This window comes from Paracoccus sp. MA, from assembly GCF_020990385.1.
Classification (GTDB): domain Bacteria; phylum Pseudomonadota; class Alphaproteobacteria; order Rhodobacterales; family Rhodobacteraceae; genus Paracoccus.
On the sequence record NZ_CP087597.1, the window covers coordinates 955,248 to 973,917 of the forward strand.

At 69.1% G+C, this 18,670-nt stretch carries 17 protein-coding genes; 7 read left to right on the plus strand and 10 right to left on the minus strand.

Translation table 11 applies throughout. The features are described from left to right. Positions 1-78 precede the first annotated feature (78 nt). Positions 79-723, minus strand: a complete 645-nt coding sequence (locus tag LOS78_RS04670) for a hypothetical protein (RefSeq protein WP_230375808.1) — start codon at positions 721-723, stop codon at positions 79-81. A gap of 149 nt (positions 724-872) precedes the next feature. Here LOS78_RS04670 and pepN point away from each other — a divergent pair, with 149 nt between their 5' ends. After that, positions 873-3,416 (plus strand): aminopeptidase N, encoded by a 2,544-nt coding sequence (pepN, locus tag LOS78_RS04675; RefSeq protein WP_230375809.1) that lies wholly within the window; start codon positions 873-875, stop codon positions 3,414-3,416. A 71-nt stretch (positions 3,417-3,487) separates the two neighbouring features. Further along, complete coding sequence (locus LOS78_RS04680) at positions 3,488-4,375, plus strand: 1-acyl-sn-glycerol-3-phosphate acyltransferase (protein ID WP_371824695.1); 888 nt, start codon at positions 3,488-3,490, stop codon at positions 4,373-4,375. Between the two features lie 136 nt (positions 4,376-4,511). Here the strand turns inward: LOS78_RS04680 and proB are convergent, their stop codons facing one another. Beyond that, on the minus strand, positions 4,512-5,624 hold the full coding sequence (gene proB / locus LOS78_RS04685) for a glutamate 5-kinase (protein WP_230375811.1): 1,113 nt from the start codon (positions 5,622-5,624) through the stop codon (positions 4,512-4,514). Further along, positions 5,612-6,643: a GTPase ObgE gene (gene obgE, locus LOS78_RS04690; RefSeq protein WP_230375817.1), complete on the minus strand. Its 1,032-nt coding sequence runs from the start codon at positions 6,641-6,643 to the stop codon at positions 5,612-5,614. The genes proB and obgE overlap by 13 nt, the downstream gene beginning before the upstream one ends. A 143-nt stretch (positions 6,644-6,786) precedes the next feature. Between obgE and LOS78_RS04695 the strand changes: the two genes are divergently transcribed. From LOS78_RS04695 to eno, 4 genes are all read left to right on the plus strand, one after another. Then, entirely contained in the window at positions 6,787-7,125 is a 339-nt protein-coding gene (locus tag LOS78_RS04695; protein WP_028711210.1) for a multidrug efflux SMR transporter, read from the plus strand. Positions 7,126-7,186: 61 nt separating this feature from the next. After that, a complete protein-coding gene (locus tag LOS78_RS04700; RefSeq protein WP_230375818.1) occupies positions 7,187-8,602 on the plus strand; it encodes a YdiU family protein in 1,416 nt (471 codons plus the stop codon). Positions 8,603-8,620: 18 nt separating this feature from the next. Further along, positions 8,621-9,403 (plus strand): endonuclease/exonuclease/phosphatase family protein, encoded by a 783-nt coding sequence (locus LOS78_RS04705; protein WP_028711212.1) that lies wholly within the window; start codon positions 8,621-8,623, stop codon positions 9,401-9,403. Between the two features lie 66 nt (positions 9,404-9,469). Further along, positions 9,470-10,747, plus strand: coding sequence for a phosphopyruvate hydratase (gene eno, locus LOS78_RS04710; protein WP_230375820.1), 1,278 nt, complete (start codon positions 9,470-9,472; stop codon positions 10,745-10,747). A 48-nt stretch (positions 10,748-10,795) separates the two neighbouring features. On the opposite strand, the gene LOS78_RS04715 is transcribed toward eno, so the two are convergent. The 3 genes from LOS78_RS04715 to cysS are packed head-to-tail and all read right to left on the minus strand — an operon-like array spanning position 10,796 to position 14,658. Further along, positions 10,796-11,617 carry a squalene/phytoene synthase family protein gene (locus LOS78_RS04715; protein ID WP_230375821.1) on the minus strand — a complete coding sequence of 274 codons (822 nt, stop codon included), beginning with the start codon at positions 11,615-11,617 and terminating at the stop codon, positions 10,796-10,798. Beyond that, a complete protein-coding gene (gene cimA / locus LOS78_RS04720) occupies positions 11,614-13,236 on the minus strand; it encodes a citramalate synthase (protein WP_230375822.1) in 1,623 nt (540 codons plus the stop codon). Before cimA ends, LOS78_RS04715 begins: the two co-directional genes overlap by 4 nt. A 33-nt stretch (positions 13,237-13,269) precedes the next feature. Then, positions 13,270-14,658 carry a cysteine--tRNA ligase gene (cysS, locus tag LOS78_RS04725; protein WP_230375823.1) on the minus strand — a complete coding sequence of 463 codons (1,389 nt, stop codon included), beginning with the start codon at positions 14,656-14,658 and terminating at the stop codon, positions 13,270-13,272. Positions 14,659-14,813: 155 nt separating this feature from the next. On the opposite strand from cysS, the gene LOS78_RS04730 reads away from it, so the two are divergent. After that, on the plus strand, positions 14,814-15,155 hold the full coding sequence (locus LOS78_RS04730; protein WP_028711216.1) for an MmcQ/YjbR family DNA-binding protein: 342 nt from the start codon (positions 14,814-14,816) through the stop codon (positions 15,153-15,155). An 88-nt stretch (positions 15,156-15,243) separates the two neighbouring features. Here the strand turns inward: LOS78_RS04730 and LOS78_RS04735 are convergent, their stop codons facing one another. From LOS78_RS04735 to LOS78_RS04750, 4 genes are all read right to left on the minus strand, one after another. Next, entirely contained in the window at positions 15,244-15,684 is a 441-nt protein-coding gene (locus LOS78_RS04735) for a pore-forming ESAT-6 family protein (RefSeq protein ID WP_028711217.1), read from the minus strand. A gap of 97 nt (positions 15,685-15,781) precedes the next feature. Next, positions 15,782-16,879: an ABC transporter ATP-binding protein gene (locus LOS78_RS04740; protein ID WP_230376970.1), complete on the minus strand. Its 1,098-nt coding sequence runs from the start codon at positions 16,877-16,879 to the stop codon at positions 15,782-15,784. Positions 16,880-16,944: 65 nt separating this feature from the next. After that, positions 16,945-17,751: an ABC transporter permease gene (locus LOS78_RS04745; RefSeq protein ID WP_230375824.1), complete on the minus strand. Its 807-nt coding sequence runs from the start codon at positions 17,749-17,751 to the stop codon at positions 16,945-16,947. Continuing rightward, positions 17,748-18,617 carry an ABC transporter permease gene (locus LOS78_RS04750; RefSeq protein WP_028711220.1) on the minus strand — a complete coding sequence of 290 codons (870 nt, stop codon included), beginning with the start codon at positions 18,615-18,617 and terminating at the stop codon, positions 17,748-17,750. Before LOS78_RS04750 ends, LOS78_RS04745 begins: the two co-directional genes overlap by 4 nt. Positions 18,618-18,670: the final 53 nt, after the last annotated feature.

Consider the following 18,670-nt stretch of genomic DNA (forward strand, 5'->3'; position numbering starts at 1 on the left):
CCGCAATTCACTCTTGCGGATAAATTGAAAATCCGCCGCCCGGAGGACCGGACGGCGGCGTGCAGCCCCAAGGGGCGATCAGTTGTTGGCCGGCGGCGGCGTGGTGGTGGTTTCACCGGCCGGAGGCGTGGTGGTCTCCGGCTCTTCCACGGTGATGGCGTCGTCCAGCGCCTCGCCGGCGTCCTGCATCGCCTCGCCCGTCGCCTCGGCGGCGCTCTCGGCGGCTTCCTGTGCAGAGGTCGCGGCCTCGCCCGCGGCTTCGGCGGCGTCCTGGGCGGCTTCGCCGGCCGCGCTGGTGGCGTCCTCGACCGCGTCGTTCACCGCGGTGCCGGCGGCATCTGCGGCATCCTCGGCGGCGGTGGCGGCCTCGCTGGCGGCTTCTCCCGCGGCTTCGGCGGCATCCTCGGCGGCGGTCGCCGCATCCGAGGCCGCGTCGGCGGCGGGCTCGGTCGTGGTGCCGATCGGCTCGGTGGTGGCGCCGTCGACGGGTTCGGTGGTGGTCACCGCGGCATCCTCGCCGGTGGTGGTCGCGCCCTGGTCGCGGCCCATGAAATACTGCAGCACGAAATAGGCGATGGCCAGGGCCAGCAGGATGCCGATGATCAGCGGCAGCGGCGAGGCGCGACGCTCGACCGGCTCGACATAGGTTTCGGGCGCGGCGGCCGGGCGTTGCGGATCGGTGCCTTCCGTCCGTTTCGGATCGTTCGGGTCGTAATGGGCCATGCTTGTTCCTCGCTCTTCTGGTTGGCGCTTGCTGCTGGTCGGCCGGGACGGACCCCGGCTTGCGACCCGGCTATCCTGCGTCTAACACTTGGGTTTCGCACAAGTTCCCCTGTGCCGTCGATTTTTTTCACCTGCCCGGAAGGTGCCGCATGACCGTCACGCAATATCTCGCCGACTGGCGCCCCTATCCCTACGAGATCGCCGAGACCCGGCTGGAATTCGACCTCGTCCCCCGCGCGACGCGGGTGCGCTCGCAGATCGACTTCCGCCGCAAGGGCGCGGGCGACCTGGTGCTGGACGGGGCCGGGCTGAAGACGCTGTCGCTGGCGATCGACGGCCGCCCGCTCGACCCCGCGCAAGCCGCGGGCGAGCGGCTGGTGATCCCCGCCGCCGACCTGCCCGACGCCTTCACCTTCGCCGCCGAGGTCGAGATCGACCCCGAGGCGAATACCGCGCTGGAGGGGCTTTACCTGTCGGGCGGCATGTTCTGCACGCAATGCGAGGCCGAGGGTTTCCGCCACATCACCTGGTATCCCGACCGCCCGGACGTGATGGCGCCCTTCCGCGTCACCATCCGCTCGGACAAGCCGGTGCTCTTGTCGAACGGCAACCCGGTCTCGCAGGCGCCGGGCCAGGCCGTCTGGCACGATCCCTGGCCGAAGCCCGCCTATCTGTTCGCGCTGGTCGCGGGGGATCTGGTGGCGGTCCCGGACAGCTTCACCACCATGTCGGGCCGCAAGGTGGCGCTGAACGTCTGGGTGCGCCCCGGCGACCAGGACCGCGCCGGCTATGCGATGGAATCGCTGATCCGCTCGATGAAATGGGACGAAGAGGCCTACGGGCGCGAATACGATCTCGACGTGTTCAACATCGTCGCGGTGGACGATTTCAACATGGGCGCGATGGAGAACAAGGGGCTGAACATCTTCAACTCCAAGCTGGTGCTGGCCAGTGCCGAGACCGCGACCGACGGCGATTACGAGCGCATCGAGGGCGTGATCGGCCATGAATATTTCCACAACTGGACCGGCAACCGCATCACCTGCCGCGACTGGTTCCAGCTTTGCCTGAAGGAAGGGCTGACGGTGTTCCGCGACCAGCAGTTCACCAGCGACATGCGCTCGGCCGCGGTCAAGCGCATCCATGACGTGCAGACCCTGCGCGCCCGCCAGTTCCGCGAGGATGCGGGCCCCTTGGCGCATCCGCCGCGCCCCGATCATTACCAGGAGATCAACAATTTCTACACCGCCACGGTCTATGAAAAGGGCGCCGAGGTCATCGGCATGCTCAAGCGGCTGGTGGGCGATCAGGGCTATCGCCGCGCGCTCGACCTGTATTTCGACCGCCATGACGGCCAGGCCTGCACCATCGAGGACTGGATCAAGGTCTTCGAGGACGCCACCGGCCGCGACCTGACCCAGTTCAAGCACTGGTATACCGATGCCGGCACGCCCCGGCTGGCGCTCTCCGAGGACTGGCAGAACGGCCGGCTTACCCTGAATTTCCGCCAGGAGACCGCGCCCACCCCCGGCCAGCCGGAAAAGCCGCCGCGGGTCATTCCCATCGCGCTCGGCCTGATCGGCCCCAATGGCGACGAGGTGCTGCCGACCACGGTGCTGGAGATGACCGAGGCCGAGCAGAGCTTCCATTTCGACGGGCTGGGCGCGCGGCCGGTGGTCTCGCTGCTGCGCGGCTTCTCGGCGCCGGTGACGGTCGCGCGCGAGATCGCCGCGGACGAGCAGGCGCTGCTGCTGGCGCATGACACCGACCCCTATGCGCGCTGGCAGGCCGGCCACGATCTGGCGCTGGACGGGCTGATCGCGCGGGCCGCCGGGGGCGAAGGCGGCACCGGGTTCAGCCGCGCCATCGGCGGGCTGCTGGACGATGCCGAGGCCGACCCCGCCTTCGCCGCGCTCTGCCTGGCGCTGCCCGGCGAGGAAGAGATCGCGACGACCATCGCCGCCCGCGGCCAGATCCCCGACCCCGACGCCATCCATGCCGGGCGCGAGGCGCTGGCCCGCGACATCGCCCAAACGCATGAGCCGGCGCTGGCCCGGCTCTACGAGGCGATGCAGACCCCCGGCCCCTACCGGCCCGATGCCGAGGGCGCGGCGCGGCGCAGCCTGCGCCTGGCCTGCCTGGGCCTGCTGTCGCGCATCGACGGCGGCGCGCGGGCCGAGGCGCTGTTCGACGCCGCCTCGAACATGACCGAGCGGCAGGGGGCGCTGGAATGCCTGATCGCCGCCGGCCGGGATGCCGAGGCGCTTGCCGCCTTTGCGCGGGAATTCGCCGGGAACCGGCTGGTCATGGACAAGTGGTTCATGGTCCAGCCGCTGCGCGCCGCGCCCGGCCGCGCCGTGGCCCGCGCCCGCGACCTTGCCGCGCGGCCGGATTTCGACTGGAAGAACCCCAACCGCTTCCGCGCCCTGATCGGCGGGCTGACCGCGAACCATGCCGCCTTCCACGCCGCCGACGGCTCGGGCTACGATTTCACCGTGGACTGGCTGATGCGGCTCGATCCGGTGAACCCGCAGACCACGGCGCGCCTGTGCTCGGCCTTCGAGACCTGGACGCGCTACGATGCCGGCAGGCAGGCCCATGCCCGCGCCGCGCTCGGCCGGCTGGCCGCCATGCCCGGGCTGTCGCGCAATACCTCCGAGATGGTTACGCGCATCCTTGCCGGTGGCGCCTGACCCCGGTCGAACCACCCTTGCGGGTATCCGGCGGGCGCGGCAATACTGGCCCCATGGATGCCCGCGAGGACATGAAACGCCGTCTCGATCCGCTGATTGCCGAGCGGGCGCCCTGGCTTTTTTCGGGCCGGAGGCACCACGCTCTGGCGCGTCGGGCGCTGATGTGGCTCCTGCGCTATCCGCGCACGCTGGACCTGGCGGCCGAATACCGCGACCTGCCGACGGACGAGGTCATGCGCCGCATTGCCGCGCTGATCCTGCGCGACCTGCGGGTCGAGGGACTCGAGCATATCCCGGCCACCGGCCCGGCGCTGATCGTCTCGAACCACCCGACCGGCATCGCCGACGGCATCATGCTGAACGCGGTGATCGCGGCGGTGCGCGACGACCTGTTCGTCTATGCCAATCACGACATCCTGCGCATCCTGCCGCAATTCGACAGCCTGATCGCCCCGGTGGAATGGCGCGTCGAAAAGCGCAGCCACGCCAAGACCCGCGCCACCATGGATTACACGCGCGAGGCGCTGGGACGCGGGCGGATCGGCCTGATCTTTCCCTCGGGCCGGCTGGCCAAGCGCCGCGGCCTGACGCTGCACGAACGGCCCTGGATGGCCAGCGCGGCAATGATCGCGAAGAAGTTCGACGCGCCGATCATCCCGCTGCGCATCCGCGCCCGGAACTCGGCGCTGTTCTACCTGCTCGACGCGATCCACCCGACGCTGCGCGACGTGACGCTGTTCAACGAGGTGCTGAACAAGGCGGGCCAGCCCTTCCGCGTGACCATCGGCCCCCCGATCCCGGCCGCGTCGCTGCCCGGCCGCAGCGAGGACGGCATCGCGCTGCTGCGGGACGCGGTTCTGGCCCTGCCCGCGCCGGGCCAGAACGCCGTGCGCATGTCGCAGATCCGCGGGCTGTTCCAGCGCCGCCACGCGCTCGCCAAGCCGCGCCCGATCGAGTGAGGGGCGACGCCGCCGGGACTGAAAACTCGCAGGAGTATTTGGGAAACGGTGAAAAGCGGTGCGGCGCCAATGCCCTTCACCGTTTCCCAAAATACTCCTGCGACCGTGACGCCCAAGCTTGGTGCGAAAACGGGGCTCACACCACCATGTCGTCGCGATGGATCAGCGCGGCGCGGCCGGGATAGCCCAGGATGCCCTCGATCTCGTCGCTGCGGTGGCCGGCGATGGCGCGCGCCTCGGTCGAGGAATAGCGCACGAGGCCGCAGGCCAGACGCGCGCCCTTGCCGTCCTGCACCACCACCGGATCGCCGCGGCCGAAGCGGCCCGAGACGGCGGCCACGCCGGCCGGCAGCAGCGACTTGCCCTGCCCCAGCGCCCGCGCCGCGCCGGCGTCGACGGTGATCTCGCCCTTGGGCTTCATCGCCGCGATCCAGCGCTTGCGCGCCGCCTGCGGGTCGGTATCGGGCAGGAACCAGGTCACGCGCGCGCCATTCGCGACGGCCGAGAGCGGGTTCAGGACCGAGCCCTCGGCGATGGCCATGGCGCAGCCGCCCGCCACCGCCGTGCGCGCCGCCAAGAGCTTGGTCTTCATGCCGCCCTTGCTGACGCCCGAGATCGGGTCGCCGCCCATGGCCTCGATCTCCGGCGTGATCTGTTCGACCACCGGCAGGTGGCGCGCAGAGGGGTCGGTCTTGGGATTGGCGGTATAGAGCCCGTCCACGTCCGACAGCAGCAAGAGCTGGTCGGCCCCGCAGGTCACCGCGATCTGCGCCGCCAGCCGGTCGTTGTCGCCGAAGCGGATCTCGTCGGTGGCCACGGTGTCGTTCTCGTTCACGATCGGCACCACGCCGAGGCCCAGCAGCGTCTGCATGGTGGCGCGGCTGTTGAGGTAACGGCGGCGGTCGGTGGTGTCGTCCAGCGTCACCAGCAGCTGCGCGGTCTTGACGCCATGCGGGGCCAGCGCCTCCTCATAGGCGCGGGCCAGCTTGATCTGGCCCACCGCCGCCGCTGCCTGCGACTGTTCGACCCGCAGGGGGCCGGCGGACAGGCCCAGCACCTGCCGCCCCAGCGCGATGGCGCCCGAGGAGACCAGCACCACATCCGTGCCCCGCGCCCGCGCCTGGGCCACGTCGTCGCAAAGCGCGCGCAGCCATTCGGCGCGCAGCCCCGCGCCGTTCACCAGCAGCGCCGAGCCGATCTTGACCACCAGCCGCTGCGCGCGGCCCAGTTCCGGCGTCACGGCTGCCACGGCTTGTCTTCCCGATCCTCGGCCGGCTTGCGCGAGGGAGCGATCCGCGCCCAGAGCGCGCGCAGGACCTCGGTCACGCCTTCGCGCGAGACGCCGGACATCAGCAGGACCGGGCCGCCGATCTCGGCCTCCAGCGCCGCCTTGCGCTCGGCCAGCGTCTCGGGGTCGAGCGCGTCGATCTTGTTCAGCGCCGTCACCCGCGGCTTTTCCGCCAGCGCCGGGGAATAGGCCGCAAGCTCGGTCAGGATGGTGCGGGCGTCCTGCGCCACATCTTCGGCGGTGCCGTCGACCAGATGCAGAAGCACGCGCGAACGCTCGACATGGCCCAGGAACTGATCGCCGAGGCCCCTGCCCTCGCTTGCCCCCTCGATCAGGCCGGGGATGTCGGCCATGACGAATTCATGCCCGTCCACGCCGACCACGCCCAGGTTCGGGTGCAGCGTGGTGAAGGGATAGTCGGCGATCTTGGGCCGGGCGTTCGACACCGCCGACAGGAAGGTCGATTTCCCGGCATTCGGCAGCCCCACCAGCCCGGCATCGGCGATCAGCTTCAGCCGCAGCCACAGCGTGCGCTCCACCCCCGGCTGGCCGGGATTGGCGTGGCGCGGCGCCCGGTTGGTCGAGCTTTTGAAATGCAGGTTGCCGAAGCCGCCATTACCGCCCCGGGCCAGCAGCACGCGCTGTCCGGGCTCGGTCAGGTCGGCGATCACCGTCTCCTGATCCTCCTCGAGGATCTCGGTGCCGACCGGGACACGCAGCACGATATCGTCCCCGCTGGCGCCGGTGCGCTGTGCGCCCATGCCGTGCCCGCCGGACCTGGCGAAGAAATGCTGCTGGAAGCGGAAGTCGATCAGCGTGTTCAGCCCATCCACCGCCTCGGCCCAGACATCGCCGCCCTTGCCGCCGTCGCCGCCGTCCGGCCCGCCATATTCGATGAATTTCTCGCGGCGGAAGGACACGCAGCCCGCGCCCCCGCCGCCCGAGCGGACATAGACCTTGGCGAGATCGAGAAATTTCACGGGGCGGCATCCTTGCGGCGGAAACGGGGCAGAGGGTGGGATACGCGCTTGGGCCATTCGGTTCAAGGGCGCGCTGCCGGGACGGCGTGACTTTCCCTCGTGCCTCTGGCTAGATGGGCCGGCGACGAACCTGTGGAGACGCCATGCCGGTCCTGACCTATGCCACGCTTTTCACCGCCATCACCCTGGAGGTTGTCGGCACCACCTTCCTGCAACGCAGCGAACAGTTCACCCGGCTGGTGCCCACGCTGCTGATGGGGCTGTGCTATGCGGCATCGTTCTATTTCCTGTCGCTGGCGCTCCGGGCCATGCCGCTGGGCATCGCCTATGCGATCTGGAGCGGGCTGGGGATCGTGCTGGTCTCGCTGATCGGGCTTTTCGTCTTTGGCCAGAGGCTGGATTTCGCGGCGGTGGTCGGGCTGACCATGATCGTCGCGGGTGTCGTCATCGTGAACCTGTTCTCGGGCAGCGTGACGCATTGAACCCGATCCGCCCTTAACATTCCGGCAATCGGGTCTAGATAATGTTCGAATGGAGGGCGCGATGATCCACTTCGACAACAGCTATGCCCGACTGCCGGAAGGTTTCTTCACCCGCACCCGTCCGACGCCGGTGCGCGACCCGAAGCTGGTGGCGCTGAACCGGCCGCTGGCCGAGCGTCTCGGCCTCGATGCCGATTGGCTTGCCGGACCCGAAGGGGTGGCGATGCTGGCCGGCAACGACCTGCCCGAAGGGGCCGAGCCCATCGCCCAGGCCTATGCCGGCCACCAGTTCGGCGGCTTCGTGCCGCAGCTGGGCGATGGGCGCGCGGTGCTGCTGGGCGAGGTGGTGGCGCCGGACGGCGCGCGCTTCGACATCCAGCTGAAGGGCGCGGGCCCGACGCCCTTCTCGCGCCGCGGCGACGGCCGGGCCTGGCTGGGCCCGGTGCTGCGCGAATACCTGGTCAGCGAGTTCATGGCCGCCTTCGGCATCCCGACGACGCGGGCATTGGCCGCCGTCACCACCGGCGAGACGGTGATCCGCGAGACGCTGCTGCCCGGCGCGGTGCTGACCCGCGTCGCTTCCAGCCATATCCGCGTCGGCACCTTCGAATTCTACGCCGCCCGCGGCGACCGCGAGCGGCTGCAGCTGCTGGCCGATCACGTCATCGCCCGGCACTATCCCGAGGCATCCGGCGCGGCGGACCTGCTGCAGCGCGTGGTCGAGCGGCAGGCGGCCACCATCGCCGGCTGGATGGCGCTCGGCTTCATCCACGGGGTGATGAATACCGACAACATGTCGATCTCGGGCGAGACCATCGACTACGGCCCCTGCGCCTTCATGGACGGCTACCGGCCCGACAAGGTATTCAGCTCGATCGACGCCCATGGCCGCTATGCCTGGAACGAGCAGCCGAACATCGCGGTCTGGAACCTGGCGCAATTCGCCAGCTGCCTGGTGCCGCTGATGGGCAATGACGAGGCGGCGGTGGCCGAGGCGACGCGCATCGTCCACAGCTTCCCGGACCTCTATCAGGCCGAATGGCTGAAACGCTTCGCCGCCAAGCTGGGCATCGCCGCGCCGCGCCCCGAGGATCGCGCGCTGATCGAGCGGCTCTTGACGCTGATGGCGGCCGAGGAGGCGGATTTCACCCGCAGCTTCGCCGGGCTGGCGGACGGTCGCGCGCGCGAGGAATTCGCCGCGCCCCAGCAGTTCGACGCCTGGGCCGAGGGCTGGCAGGCGCGCATCCGCGACCTGCCGGACGCCGCAGCGGTCATGGCCCGCGCCAATCCGCGCCGCATCCCGCGCAACCACCGCATCGAGGAAGCCATCGCCGCCGGGCGCGAGGGCGATTACGCGCCCTTCCACGCGCTCGACGCGGCGTTGCGCGCGCCCTTCGAGGACCGGCCGGAATGGCAGCCCTATGCGCTGGCCCCGGCGCCCGAGGAGATCGTCCGCCGCACCTTCTGCGGCACCTGAGCAGCAGCGAAAGGCCCCATGCCGAAAAGCCCCGACCAACTGAGACTGGCCAGCTACAACCTGCACAAGTGCCGCGGCATGACCGGCCCGCACGCACCCGAACGCAACCTTGCCGTCATCGCCGAACTGGGCGCCGACGTGATCGCCCTGCAAGAGGTGGATTTCCGCTTCGGCGCCCGGCCCGAGGCGCTGCCGCGCAAGCTGATCGAAAAGACCACCGGCATGGTGCCCGCCCCGTTCATCGGCACCGGCGAGAATTCGCTGGGCTGGCACGGGCAGACCATCCTGTTGCGGCCGGAACTGCGCGACAAGGCGGCGATCCGCCGCCTGCCGCTGCCGGGGATCGAACCGCGCGGCGCGCTGGTGCTGCGCCTGCCGGGGCTGACGGTGGTGGCGGTGCATCTGGGGCTGATCCGCTCGTCGCGCCGCGCGCAGCTGTCGCGCATCATCGCCCAGGCCCGGCGTATCGGCCACGACCGGATGGCGCTGACCGGCGATTTCAACGAATGGCACGATTCGCGCGGGCTCGAGGCGCTGGAGGCGCTGCGCGTCGTCACCCCGGGCCCCAGCTGGCCCGCGCCCTTCCCGCGCCTGCGCTATGACCGCTTCGCCGTCTCGCGCAGCATCGAGGTGCTGGATTGCGGCGTCCTCGACAACGAGACCGCGCGGCAGGCCTCTGACCATCTGCCGGTCTGGGCCGACCTGGCGGTCAACGCGCATGAGGAGGTGCCCTGCGGCTATCACCCGGCGCGCATCACCTCGCGCATTCCCGGCCAGGATGGGATTGCCGGGACAGAATGACGCTTTCCCGTCCCGGCCCCGTCGGCTAAACAGCCGCCAACACCTGTCAGGAAGAGGGACGCAGACATGACGGCCATCATCGACATATTCGCGCGCGAGATACTGGACAGCCGGGGCAATCCGACGGTCGAGGTCGATGTGACGCTGGAAGACGGCACCATGGGCCGGGCGGCGGTTCCTTCGGGCGCCTCGACCGGCGCGCATGAGGCGGTGGAAAAGCGCGACGGCGACAAGGCCCGCTACCTGGGCAAGGGCGTGCTGGAGGCCGTCGCCGCCGTCAACGGCGAGATCGCCGAGAACCTGATCGGCGAGGATGCGACCGAGCAGGTCGCCATCGACCGCATGATGATCGAGCTGGACGGCACCCCGAACAAGGGCCGGCTGGGTGCCAATGCCATCCTGGGCGTGTCGCTGGCGGTGGCCAAGGCCGCGGCCGAGGCCTGCTCGCAGCCGCTCTACCGCTATGTCGGCGGCGCGGGCGCCCGCGTGCTGCCGGTGCCGATGATGAACATCATCAACGGCGGCGAACATGCCGACAACCCGATCGACATCCAGGAATTCATGATCATGCCGGTCGCGGCGGAGAACATCCGCGAGGCCGTGCGCATGGGCTCGGAAGTGTTCCACACGCTGAAGAAGGAACTGTCCTCGGCTGGCCTCGCCACCGGCGTCGGCGACGAGGGCGGCTTCGCGCCGAACCTCTCCAGCACCCGCGACGCGCTGGACTTCATCCTCAAGGCCATCGAGAAGGCCGGCTACCAGCCCGGCGACGACATCATGCTGGCGCTGGACTGCGCCTCGACCGAATATTTCAAGGGCGGCAAATACGAGATGGCCGGCGAGGGCAAGTCGCTGACCCCGGCCGAGAACGTCGCCTACCTTGAGGCGCTCTGCAACGACTACCCGATCCTGTCGATCGAGGACGGCTGCGCCGAGGACGACTGGGACGGCTGGAAGCTCTTGACCGACACGCTGGGCGGCCGGGTGCAGCTGGTCGGCGACGACCTCTTCGTGACCAACCCGGCGCGTCTGGCCGAAGGCATCGCCAAGGGCTGCGGCAACTCGCTGCTGGTCAAGGTCAACCAGATCGGCACCCTGACCGAGACGCTGGACGCGGTGCGCATGGCCGACCGGGCGCGCTATACCTCGGTGATGTCGCACCGCTCGGGCGAGACCGAGGACGCCACCATCGCCGACCTGGCCGTGGCGACGAATTGCGGCCAGATCAAGACCGGCTCGCTTGCGCGCTCGGACCGGCTGGCGAAATACAACCAGCTGATCCGCATCGAGGAAATGCTGGGCGCCGCCGCCGAATATGCCGGGAAATCCATCCTGCGCGGCTGAGCCCCGCGACACCCGAATGACGAAGGGCGGCCCCGCTGGCCGCCCTTTTCATATCCACCAGCGATGCGTCAGCGCAAAGGCGCCAAGCGCAAGCCGGCGGCGGAATTCCGAAGGCCCGGCGCCGGCCAGCGCCTCGATCCCCCGCGGCGCCGCCTGCAGCACCGCCCGGGTCCCCGCGCCAGCAAACAGCACCGGCGCCAGCCGGCGCGGCACATGGCGGCGCTGCGCCTTCGCCTCGGCGAGTTTCGCGCGGGCCTGGCCGGCAATCTGCCCCAACACCCCGGCCGAGGGATCCCAAAGCCCCAGCCCCAGCCCCTGCAAGGCCGGCAGCGCGGCCAGCCAATGCGCCAGCCCCACGCCTTCGGCCTGGGCGGCGACCACCCTTGCCGCGGGCCCTGCATTTCTTTCTTGCCCAAATATCCCGCGGGGGTCCGGGGGCGCGAAGCCCCCGGCGCCACCCCGGCCCAGGGCCTCGGCCGCGAATTGCGCCAGCGGCACCGCCGTATCCCGCACATAACCGGCGACGGCATCCGGCCCGACCAGCGGCTCGCGCGCCGCATCCCGGCGGCGGGCTTCGGCCAGCACGGCGAAGGCGGCAGCGCGCGGCCCCCAGGCTTCGGCCAGCGGCGTCAGCAATTCATGCGCTTGCGGCTTGCCGGCGCCGATCTCCTCCAGCCGCTCGATCCACCATTGCAGCCGCATCTCGGCGATCAGCGGCTCGGCCGAGGCGAGCGGCGCCCGCGCCAGTTCCAGGTTCAGCGCATAAAGCGACATGAGCTTCGGCCGCGCCTCGGCCGGCACCAGCAGGCAGATGCCGAAACGGTCGGGATCGTGGTCGCGCAATGCCTGGGCGCAGTCGTCAAGGCTCATGCCGGCGCCACCCTGTCGCGGATCAGCTTCCAGCGGATCGCATCGACCAGCGCCTCGAAACTGGCATCGACGATGTTGGGCGACACGCCGACGGTGGACCAGCGGTTGCCATGGCCGTCGGCGCTGTCGATGATGACCCGCGTCGTCGCCTCGACCCCTTCGCCGGTGATGCGGACGCGGAAATCCACCAGATGCATGTCGTCGATGGCGGCCTGGTAGGGGCCCAGATCCTTGGCCAGCGCCCGCCACAGCGCGTTGACCGGGCCGCGGTCATGCCCCTCGGCATCCATGCTCTCGCTGACCGAGAGCATGCGCTCACCACCGATCTGCACCACCACCACGGCTTCCGAGACCGAGATGCGCCGCCCCAGCGCGTTCCGGCGCCGCTCGACGGTGACGCGGTAGCGCTCGACCGAGAAATAGTGCTGCATCCGGCCCAGCTCGGCCAGGGCCAGCAGCTCGAAACTGGCCTGGGCGCCGTCATAGGCATAGCCGGCATCCTCGCGCGCCTTGACCAGATCGAGGATGCGCGCCAGCGCCGGATCGTCGCGGCCGACCTCGATCCCCGCCTCGGCCAGACGGGCGCGCAGGTTCGACTGCCCGGCCTGGTTCGACATCGGGATGATACGCTCGTTGCCCACGGTGGCCGGATCGACATGCTCGTAGGTCGCCGGATTTTTCAGGATGGCGCTGGCATGCAGCCCGGCCTTGTGGGCGAAGGCCGAACTGCCGACATAGGGCGCGCCGCGGCTGGGCGCGCGGTTCAATATCTCGTCCAGCCGGCGCGAGATGCGGGTCAGGCCAGCCAGCCCCTCGGCCGAAATCCCGGTTTCCAGCGCCGAGCGATAGGGCTCCTTCAGCAGCAGGGTCGGGATGATGCTGGTCAGGCTGGCATTGCCGCAGCGCTCGCCCAACCCGTTCAGCGTGCCCTGGACCTGGCGCGCGCCGGCATCGACGGCGGCCAGGGTGCAGGCCACGGCATTGCCGGTATCGTCATGGCAATGGATGCCCAGCCGCTCGCCCGGGATGCCGCCGGCGATCACCGCACGGGTCACTTGCCCCACCCGCTCGGGCAGGGTGCCGCCATTGGTGTCGCACAGCACGATCCAGCGCGCGCCCGCCTCCCGCGCCGCATGCAGGCAGGCCAGCGCGTAATCCGGGTCCTCGGCATGGCCGTCGAAGAAATGCTCGGCATCGAACAGCGCCTCGCGCCCTTGGGCCACCAGATGCGCGACCGAGACGCGGATGTTTTCGAGGTTCTCCTCCAGCGAGATCCCCAGCGCCTCGCGGACATGGAAGGGATGCGTCTTGCCGACCAGGCAGACCGCGCGGGTGCCCGCGTTCATCACCGCCGCCAGCACGTCGTCGTTATCGGCCGAGCGACCGGCGCGCTTGGTCATGCCGAAGGCGGTCATGGTGGCGCGGGTCGCCGGCGCCTGGGCGAAGAAATCGCTGTCGGTCGGGTTGGCGCCCGGCCAGCCGCCCTCGATGTAATCCACGCCCAACCGGTCCAGCATCTGCGCGATCTCGGCCTTCTCGGCGGCGGAAAACTGCACGCCCTGGGTCTGCTGCCCGTCGCGCAGCGTGGTGTCGTAAAGGTAAAGGCGCTGGCGCGTCATCGGGGCGGCCCCTTTCGGCTGGCTGGCATGCGGTTATTCGGGCAGTTTCGCGGCGTCGAAATCCGGGCCGGGCAGAAGCTCGACCCCGGCCGGCCCCATGCGGACCTCGACCCCGGCGGAAAGCAGGCGCTGCTTGAGCGCATCGACGGCCGAGAAATCCTTGCTGGCCTTGGCCTCGGCCCGCAAGGCCGTCATGCGCCCGGCCCAGGGCGACAGGTCGGGACCTGCAGCGATCCAGCCGGCCAGTTCCTCGGTCAGCAGCCCCAGCATCCGGGCGCCGGCAAGCAGCCCGGGCGCATCGCCCTGCCCCGCCATCTCGTGCAAGGCCGCGATCGCCCCCGCGGTATTCAGGTCGTCGGCAAGCGCGGAGAGGACGGCGGGGGCCGGGCTTGGCGCGGGGTCGATGCCCGCGACAAGGCCGCGCCACTTGCGCAGCACGGCCTCGGCCTCGCGCGCCTTCTCGGCCGTCCAGTCCATCGGCTTGCGGTAATGCGTGGACAGCAGCACGAAGCGGATCACCTCGCCCGGGATGCCCTGATCCAGAAGGTCGCGGACGGTGAAGAAATTGCCCAGGGACTTGGACATCTTCTTGCCCTCGACCTGCAGCATCTCGTTATGCAGCCAGACGCGGGCGAAATCCCCGTGCGGATGGGCGCAGCAGCTTTGCGCGATCTCGTTCTCGTGATGCGGGAATTGCAGGTCGATGCCGCCGGCATGGATGTCGAAGCTTTCGCCCAGCAGTTCGTAGGACATGGCCGAGCATTCGATATGCCAGCCCGGGCGGCCCCGGCCCCAGGGGCTGTCCCAGCCCGGCAGTTCGTCGTCCGAGGGCTTCCACAGCACGAAGTCCATCGGGTCTTCCTTGAAGGGCGCGACCTCGACCCGGGCGCCGGCGATCATGTCGTCGACCGAACGCCCCGAGAGCTGGCCGTAATCGGCAAAGCTGCGCACCCGGAACAGCACATGGCCGTCGCGCGCATAGGCATGGCCGCCGGCGATCAAGGTCTCGATCATGGCGATCATCTGGGCGATGTAATCGGTGGCGCGGGGCTCATGGTCCGGACGCTCCGCCCCCAGCGCATCCATGTCGGCATGATACCAGCCGATGGTTTCCTGCGTGCGCTCGCGGATCAGCGCCTCCAGCGTGCCCAGGGCGCCGGCCTCCTTGCGGGCCAGGGCAGCGGCGTTGATCTTGTCGTCGACGTCGGTGAAGTTGCGCACATAGGTGACGTGATCCGCGCCGTAGGCATGGCGCAGCAGCCGCACCAGCACGTCGATCACCACCACCGGCCGGGCATTGCCCAGATGCGCCCGGTCATAGACCGTCGGCCCGCAGAGATAGAGCCGCACGTTTTGCGGATCGATGGGCCGGAACGTCTCTTTCCGCCGCGTCCTGGTATTCGTCAGCCTGATCTCGACCATGACTTCCCCTTTGCGGGCGTCAACTGGTCACCGTGAACCGCCCGCCTGAAATTTCAGCCGGTAATGATGCAGCGGATGGTGGCGGTTCCTGCCTTCATGCGCCCGCCATAACGCATTGTCTTGCCTATGCCAAGAGAGGCTGCAAAACTCGGGCCATGAGCCGCGAACTGGTCAACGAGATCTGCGCCGCGCAGCCCGGGTCCGAATGGTCGGATCCCTGGGGCGGCGGCCATGATTGCTGGAAGATCGGCGGCAAGACCTTCGCGGTGACCGGCACCGTCGGCACCCATGTCTCGGTCAAGACCGACAGCGTCGAGATGGCCGAATTCCTGATCGAGACCGGCGTGGCCGAGCGCGCGGCCTATCTGCATCGCAGCTGGGTCGCCCTGCCGCTCGATTCGGCCCCGGACGAACTGGCGCACCGCATCCGCCATTCCTACCGGCTGGTGCGCGGCAAGCTGCCGAAGAAGGTCCAGGCCGCGCTGCCGCCCTTGTGACGAAAACGGCCGGCTCCCTTTCCCGCAAGGGCGAGGGAACCGGCCAGAGGCAGGGGCCGAGCGACTGGCCCCCGCCGAAAGCCAGGCGTCAGGCCGGAACCTGCGAGGCCAGCTGCTGCAGCAGCGCCTCCATCTGCTGGCACAGCGCCTCTTCGGTGGTGTTCTGCTCGGCCGCGGCATCGGCCAGCGTGCGCTCGACGCCCATGGCCGCGACGGTGCCTTCCTTGCCCTTGGCTTCGGCCGCATCGCCCCGGGCCGCGTCGCCCGCCGGGATCATCGCCAGAAGCTTGGTCTGGATCTCGACCGCCTTGCCGTCGATATGGCCCTTCTCCTGGCAATAGCCCAGGACGCCCAGCTGGTTGCGCGCGCTTTCATAGGCGGCGCCATCGTCCTGCGCGGGCACGGCGGCCGGCGCCTCGGTCGTCGCCGGGGCGGCGGGATCGGCCGGGGCAGGCGCTTCTTGCGCCAGGGCGACGCCTGCGGTCAGGCCAAGGGCCAGGGCGGGCAGAATTGCGAAACGTGCGATCATCTCGATCTCCGTCTGTTGCGTGTGCCGGGACTGTGGCACGCCCCAGCCGGGGCCGCAAACCGGGTCGGCGGAATGCCGCGGCCGCCTTCCCGCCGGATCAGCGGAAAAGCACCAGCGAGCCCGGGGACCAGCTCACATTCGCGCGGGTGCCGACATCCTGCACCTCGCGACCGAAGACGTTGCGCATGGCGATGCGCACCGGGCGGGCCTGGCCGTCGAACGAGCCCGAGCCGTCCAGCCGCACGTCGTAATAGGTCATGTCGCCGTAATAGACGACCTCGTCGATCACCCCTTCGGCCACCCGGTTCGTGCCCTGCGCGCCGGGCGCCACCAGCGAGACCGCCTCGGGCCGGAAGCCGATCGAGGGGCCGTCGTCGCCCGGATCGGCGCGGCTGACATTGGCCAGGGGAATATCGACGCGGCCCAGGCCCGGCGCCTCGATCTGCACGGCCTCGCCGGTCTCGCCCAGCACCCGCGCCGGCAGGAAGTTCATCACGCCGATGAAATTCGCCACCCGGCGGCTGGTGGGGCGGGCATAAAGCGCCTCGGGCCCGTCGAGCTGGGCGATCTGGCCCTCGAACATCACCGCGATGCGGTCGGACATGACCAGCGCCTCTTCCTGATCATGGGTGACCAGAACGAAGGTGATGCCGACCTGGCGCTGCAGCTTGATCAGCTCGACCTGCATCTGCTCGCGCATCTTGCGGTCCAGCGCCGAAAGCGGCTCATCGAGCAGCAGCACCTTGGGCTTCAGGATCAGCGCCCGGGCCAGCGCCACCCGCTGGCGCTGCCCACCGGACAGCGCATGGCTGGCGCGGGCGCCATAGCCCTTGAGCCCGACCATCTCCAGCGCCTCATCGACCGCCGCCGCCTTCTCGGCGCGCGGGCGCGGATCGCGGCGTAGCCCGAAGCCGACATTCTCGGCCACGGTCAGATGCGGGAAGATGGCATAGGACTGGAATACCATGTTCGTCGGCCGCCGGTTCGCCGGCACGTCCTGCATGTCCTGCCCGTCGATCAACACCACGCCCGAGGAGATGTCCTCGAACCCGGCGATGGTGCGCAGAAGCGTGGTCTTGCCGCAGCCCGAGGGGCCCAGCAGCGAAAAGAACTCGCCCGCCCGGATGGTCAGGTCGATGCCGCGCAGGGCGTGATAATCCCCGTAATGCTTCTGCACCTCGCGGATCTCGATCATCGGCTTCGCGCCGGCCATGGCGGCGCGATGGGCGGCGGTGGTTTTCGGGCCCGGGTTTGGGGTCGTCACAGGAAACCTCCGGTATCCTTGGCGCCGGTTTTCGCGATGCCGCGGCGGCGGAAATATTCGGCGACGGTCAGAAGCAGGATCGACATGACCACCAGCACCGTCCCCAGCGCCATGATCATCGGGATCTGCTTGGGAAAGCGCAGCTGGCTGAAGATATAGGTGGGCAGCGTCGGCTCGTTCCCGGCCAGGAAGAAGGCGATGATGAACTCGTCGAGGCTGATGGTGAAGCTCATCAGCAGCGACGAGATGATGCCCGGCATGACCAGCGGCAGGATCACCAGCCGGAAGGCGCTGATCCGCGTCTCGCCCAGGTCATAGGCCGCCTCCTCCAGCGACCGGTCGAGCGAGTTGAAGGCGGTGGACAGGATCACCGTCGCATAGGGCATGCAGATCAGCGTATGGCCGATGATCACCGTCAGGATGCTGAGCTTGACCCCCAGCGACAGGAGCACCACCAGAAGCGAGATCGAGACGATGATCTCGGGCAGCACCAGGGGCAGCATGATCAGCCCCATGATCGGCCCCTTGCCCGGAAACTCGAACCGGGTCGAGGCGCGCGCGGCGAAGATGCCAAGGCAGGTCGCCAGGATCGAGGCGCTGACGGCGATGGTCAGCGAATTGGTCAGCGCCCGGCGCAGCGAGGCGTTGCCCCACATCTGCGCGAACCATTCCGTGGTGAAGCCCCGCAGCGGAAAGGCGATGATCGTGCCGGAATTGAAGGCAAAGATCGGCAGAAGCAGGATCGGCGCGTAAAGGAACAGCAGATAGATCAGCGCATAGGCGCGCAGCCCCCCGCCCTTCATTGCCGCACCTTCAGGAAGCGGCGGTTCAGGGCGATGAAGACCAGGCTGATGACCGCCACGATCAGCATGGCGGTCACCGCCAGCGCCGAGCCCATCGGCCGGTTGTCGAGGTCGAGCATCTGCGCCTGGATCATATTGGCGATCATCGGGATCTTGCCGCCGCCGATCAGCGCCGGGGTGACATAATCGCCGATGGTCGGGATGAAGACGATCAGCGCCGCCGCCACCACGCCGGGCATGGCCAGCGGCAGGGTGACGCGCCAGAAGGTCATGGCGCGGCTTTCGCCCAGGTCGCGCCCGGCCTCCAGAAGCGAGCGGTCGATCTTTTCCAGCGCGATGAAGATCGGCAGGATGGCGAAGGGCGCATAGGCATGGGCCAGCGTGATGACCATCGAATTCACGTTGTAGAGGATGAAGGTCAGCGGCTGCTCGATGATGCCCAGCGTCTTGAGGCCAGAATTGATGACGCCGTTATAGCCCAGGATCACCTTCCACAGGAAAACCCGGATCAGGTAGCTGGTCCAGAACGGGATGGTGATCAGAAACAGCCACATGGCCTTTTTCTGCGGCGCGACGGCGAAGGACAGGAAATAGGCCACCGGAAAGGCCAGCACCACCGTCGCCAGCGTGACCAGCGCCGCCACCACCAGCGAGCGCAGCATGATGCGGTGAAAGATCGGATCGGCCCAGACGGCGCGGTAGTTCTCCAGCGTGAATTCGCGGATCACCGTCAGGTAGCCGTCCTTGAAGAAGGAATAGGCCAGGATGGTCAGCAGCGGCGCCGCCAGCACCAGCACGGCATAGGCCAGCGGCGGCGCGATCAGGGTCAGGCCCTGAGCCGTCTGAGATCGGTTTCCTGACGCCATGCCCCGCCCTGTGAATCCCTGTCGCTTGGGGTGGCAGGTTTCCATATCCGCGC

Bases quoted from the DNA above. Each gene is read 5' to 3' on its own strand.
- LOS78_RS04670 (WP_230375808.1), bottom strand. From the start codon at position 723: ATGGCCCATTACGACCCGAACGATCCGAAACGGACGGAAGGCACCGAT.
- pepN (WP_230375809.1), top strand. From the start codon at position 873: ATGACCGTCACGCAATATCTCGCCGACTGGCGCCCCTATCCCTACGAG.
- LOS78_RS04680 (WP_371824695.1), top strand. From the start codon at position 3,488: ATGAAACGCCGTCTCGATCCGCTGATTGCCGAGCGGGCGCCCTGGCTT.
- LOS78_RS04695 (WP_028711210.1), top strand. From the start codon at position 6,787: ATGCCGGTCCTGACCTATGCCACGCTTTTCACCGCCATCACCCTGGAG.
- LOS78_RS04700 (WP_230375818.1), top strand. From the start codon at position 7,187: ATGATCCACTTCGACAACAGCTATGCCCGACTGCCGGAAGGTTTCTTC.
- LOS78_RS04705 (WP_028711212.1), top strand. From the start codon at position 8,621: ATGCCGAAAAGCCCCGACCAACTGAGACTGGCCAGCTACAACCTGCAC.
- eno (WP_230375820.1), top strand. From the start codon at position 9,470: ATGACGGCCATCATCGACATATTCGCGCGCGAGATACTGGACAGCCGG.
- LOS78_RS04715 (WP_230375821.1), bottom strand. From the start codon at position 11,617: ATGAGCCTTGACGACTGCGCCCAGGCATTGCGCGACCACGATCCCGAC.
- cimA (WP_230375822.1), bottom strand. From the start codon at position 13,236: ATGACGCGCCAGCGCCTTTACCTTTACGACACCACGCTGCGCGACGGG.
- cysS (WP_230375823.1), bottom strand. From the start codon at position 14,658: ATGGTCGAGATCAGGCTGACGAATACCAGGACGCGGCGGAAAGAGACG.
- LOS78_RS04730 (WP_028711216.1), top strand. From the start codon at position 14,814: ATGAGCCGCGAACTGGTCAACGAGATCTGCGCCGCGCAGCCCGGGTCC.
- LOS78_RS04735 (WP_028711217.1), bottom strand. From the start codon at position 15,684: ATGATCGCACGTTTCGCAATTCTGCCCGCCCTGGCCCTTGGCCTGACC.
- LOS78_RS04740 (WP_230376970.1), bottom strand. From the start codon at position 16,879: ATGATCGAGATCCGCGAGGTGCAGAAGCATTACGGGGATTATCACGCC.
- LOS78_RS04745 (WP_230375824.1), bottom strand. From the start codon at position 17,751: ATGAAGGGCGGGGGGCTGCGCGCCTATGCGCTGATCTATCTGCTGTTC.
- LOS78_RS04750 (WP_028711220.1), bottom strand. From the start codon at position 18,617: ATGGCGTCAGGAAACCGATCTCAGACGGCTCAGGGCCTGACCCTGATC.